The organism is Polaromonas sp. UBA4122, assembly GCA_002381615.1.
GTDB lineage: Bacteria > Pseudomonadota > Gammaproteobacteria > Burkholderiales > Burkholderiaceae_C > Polaromonas.
This window is the reverse complement of record DFWY01000075.1, coordinates 1-2,975: the sequence shown is the minus strand read 5'-3', so window position 1 is coordinate 2,975 and position 2,975 is coordinate 1. Positions and strand designations below refer to the sequence as shown.

Here is a 2,975-nt window from a genome sequence, read left to right as displayed (position 1 = left end):
CTGGTGGGCTCGGAGATGTGTATAAGAGACACCAAAAAAGAGCCGTTATTGGAGGGGCTTTTTTGTGAGCCAACTGATCTCAGCCGTGGCGGCGGCGAGCAAATCCAAGTGCCGCGAGTCCGAGTCCCAGCAGCGCCAGCGAGCCTGGCTCGGGAACGGTGCCGCCACCGCCGCCACCACCGCTAAAGCCGACGCTGCCGTAGTCGCTACGGGTGGTGTCGCTGGTGTCGTTAGCGTAAGCGAGGCAATCGTTGGAGATGGTGTTGGTATCCATCGTCACGGCGGCATTGAGCGCGATGGCCCTGCCGCACAGGATCTTGGCGGAAGAAACCAGGGTGATGCTCTGGTCCGCGATAATGTTTCCTGCAAACACAGTACTGGAACCAAGAGTCGCGGAACTGCCGACCTTCCAATACACGCCGTAATCTGAAGTTAGTGAGCCATTGGTCACGTTGACAGTCGCACTGCTTCCGGTGGTGAGGGCGTTTGCTATCTGGAAAACGAAGAGCGCATTGGGATTGTTCTGGAAGTCAAGGGTGAGCGCTCCGGTCAAATAAGCCGTCGTATCCGACAAAAAATAGACGCCCGACGTGAGCGTGCGCCCGGCACCCAGATCCTGACCCGTCAGGTCGCTGGTGTACGGCAGACCTGCAAGAGTATTGTATGCAGTGAGGGCATCAAGCTGAGCCTGATGTGCGACCCCATCAGTCAAGTGTACCGTTCCTGCCTGCGTGACTGTCTCACTGCCAGTGTACGAAGTGCCTGGGTAGACACCGAGATCACCCCATATGGTGGTCGTGCCGGTGTTGGTCACCGTCTGTCCACCCAGCACCGCGAACTGCTGTGCCGTACCCAGAGATAATGGTATCGCAGATGCCGGCGCGGCGCCGCAAAACACAGCCATCACGGCCAAGGCCAGCGTCGACAAGGATTTCAGTGCGCTAGCCTTGCGTGTACTGCTTGCCTGTTTGGATGAGATTTTCATACTGATCTCCTGGTTCGGTTTAACTAAAACCAATCAAGCTCGACAAGCTGTCGTCGCGCTCTCCCAAGAACACAAGCACTATTTATGCCAAATATAAATTTTGCATATTTATCAATAAGTTGCATATGTATCATTAGCAGACACGGCCTGATGTGTAAAAATTCCTGACACACTCCATGACTGAATCACCCCTTGCCACCCTCTTCGAGCGTTACTTTAGCGTTGTTCACGCAAATACCGCGAATCTGCTGGAAAAAGTCTATCAGCTGCGCCACCAGGTTTATTGCGAAGAGCTTGGCTATGAGCAGCAACGTGCGAGCCAGCTGGAGCATGACGACTACGACAAGCGCTCAATTCATTGCCTCCTGTTTCACAGATCCAGCCAGACTTATGTCGGCTGTGTTCGCCTGATTCTGGCTGACAGCCAAAAGCCTGAGGTGCCGCTCCCGTTTGAGCATGCCTGCGGCGAGTCGCTTGAGTGGGACTTTGCCAGTTCGGCCGCAACGTCCCGTCGGAAATACGGTGAAATCTCCCGACTGGCCATTACCGCCAACTTTCGTCGTCGTCGCGGTGAAGCAAGCGTTGCTGATGGTGGAAGCGACAGCTTTGAGGCCAGCGCTGAAAATGAGCGACGCCTCTTTCCCTCTGTCGCACTAGGTCTTTATTTTGCAATTACCGCCATGGGTCTGAACCAGGGGCTCGAAGGTGTTTTTGCCATGATGGAGCCCCGACTAGCCCGTCAATTGCGCCGCTTTGGCTTACTTTTCCAACAAGTCGGCGCAGAGGTTAAACATCGCGGAATACGGGCTCCGTTCTTCATCAGCCGTGACAAGCTCTTCAACAATTTCAAACCGGACTGCCGGGTGCTGCTGGACAACATTCAACAACAGCTCAATCTCGCCTCACAGCAGGTGCAGTGTAAGTAAGCTGGGCATGTCATCTTGAGTCTGGCAGCAAAGCGGCGGTCCATGCGATCATTTCACGCGCCAGGACAAGCGGATTAGGGGCAATGAGGGGGAGGGCCGGGCCACCGTTTCGTCAAACGGGTGGGCCGAGGTGCCGACCGACTTGAGTATGCGCTGCACATAGGCCCGGGTTTCCAGATACGGCGGAACACCCCGGTAACGCTCGACGTTGCCTTCGCCCGCGTTGTAGGCGGCGGCCACCAGCGCCACATCGCCCTCAAAATAGGCCAGCAACCAGCGCAGATAGGTCAGGCCACCCCGAATATTCTGGACCGGGTCATAGGGATTTCTCACATTGAAGCGTACGCTGGTCTGCGGGATGAGTTGCATCAGCCCCTGGGCGTTTTTTGGTGACAGTGCCAGATTGTTGAAGTTGGATTCTGCGGCAATGATTGCCAGCGCCAGCTGCGGCTCCACCTGATACTGGGGCGCCATTTTCATCACCAGCTCAAAAATTTTCCGCGGGGCAATCGCCCGATAATCCACGCTCGGCTGCGCCGCCTCAGTAGTCCGGGGCGCAGCGGGTGGCGGTGCAGGATCGCGCACGCAGTCGGGTACTTCGGCGTCGGGAAGGCCCACCACTTTCAACATGCGCTGGGCGGCTTCGAGCCCCTGCTCGGCGGCCAAATGAAAAAAGAAAGCAGCCAGCCGGTCGCTGCGTTCCACCCCGCGCCCGTTGGCGTACATCCATCCCAGGTTGTATTGCGCCTGCGCGTCGCCCAGCCGCGCGCCCTTGCAGTACAGGGTGGCGGCCAGAACAGGGTTGCGCGGCACACCTTCACCATGTTCGTAGGCGACGGCCTCCAAGCGCAGCTTGGAAACAAGGCTACTGTCAGCGGCCCCGTCGGGCGTGGAGTCCTGCTCCTGTGCCGCCACGGCAGCACAGAATGTCGCCATCAACACCGGCAGAAAGGTTGAAAAGCACAGACGCATGGTTGCAAGTATTCTCGCTTTTCGCGCGTTTGTCACGCTGCAGCCTTGTCCAACGTGGTGTGAGCCTGAGCACCCGGGTTCGACAGTTAAGC

General features: G+C 57.3%; 3 protein-coding genes. 1 reads left to right on the top strand and 2 read right to left on the bottom strand.

The genetic code is table 11. The annotated features are described in order from the left end of the window. Nucleotides 1-79 precede the first annotated feature (79 nt). On the bottom strand, nt 80-985 hold the full coding sequence (locus B3F77_RS09705) for an ice-binding family protein (protein WP_293604760.1): 906 nt from the start codon (nt 983-985) through the stop codon (nt 80-82). A 176-nt stretch (nt 986-1,161) separates the two neighbouring features. Between B3F77_RS09705 and B3F77_RS09700 the strand changes: the two genes are divergently transcribed. After that, a complete protein-coding gene (locus B3F77_RS09700; protein ID WP_293604759.1) occupies nt 1,162-1,911 on the top strand; it encodes a PEP-CTERM/exosortase system-associated acyltransferase in 750 nt (249 codons plus the stop codon). Nucleotides 1,912-1,959: 48 nt separating this feature from the next. Here B3F77_RS09700 and B3F77_RS09695 read toward each other — a convergent pair whose 3' ends face one another. Next, complete coding sequence (locus tag B3F77_RS09695) at nt 1,960-2,883, bottom strand: transglycosylase SLT domain-containing protein (protein WP_293604758.1); 924 nt, start codon at nt 2,881-2,883, stop codon at nt 1,960-1,962. Between the last annotated feature and the right edge of the window lie 92 nt (nt 2,884-2,975).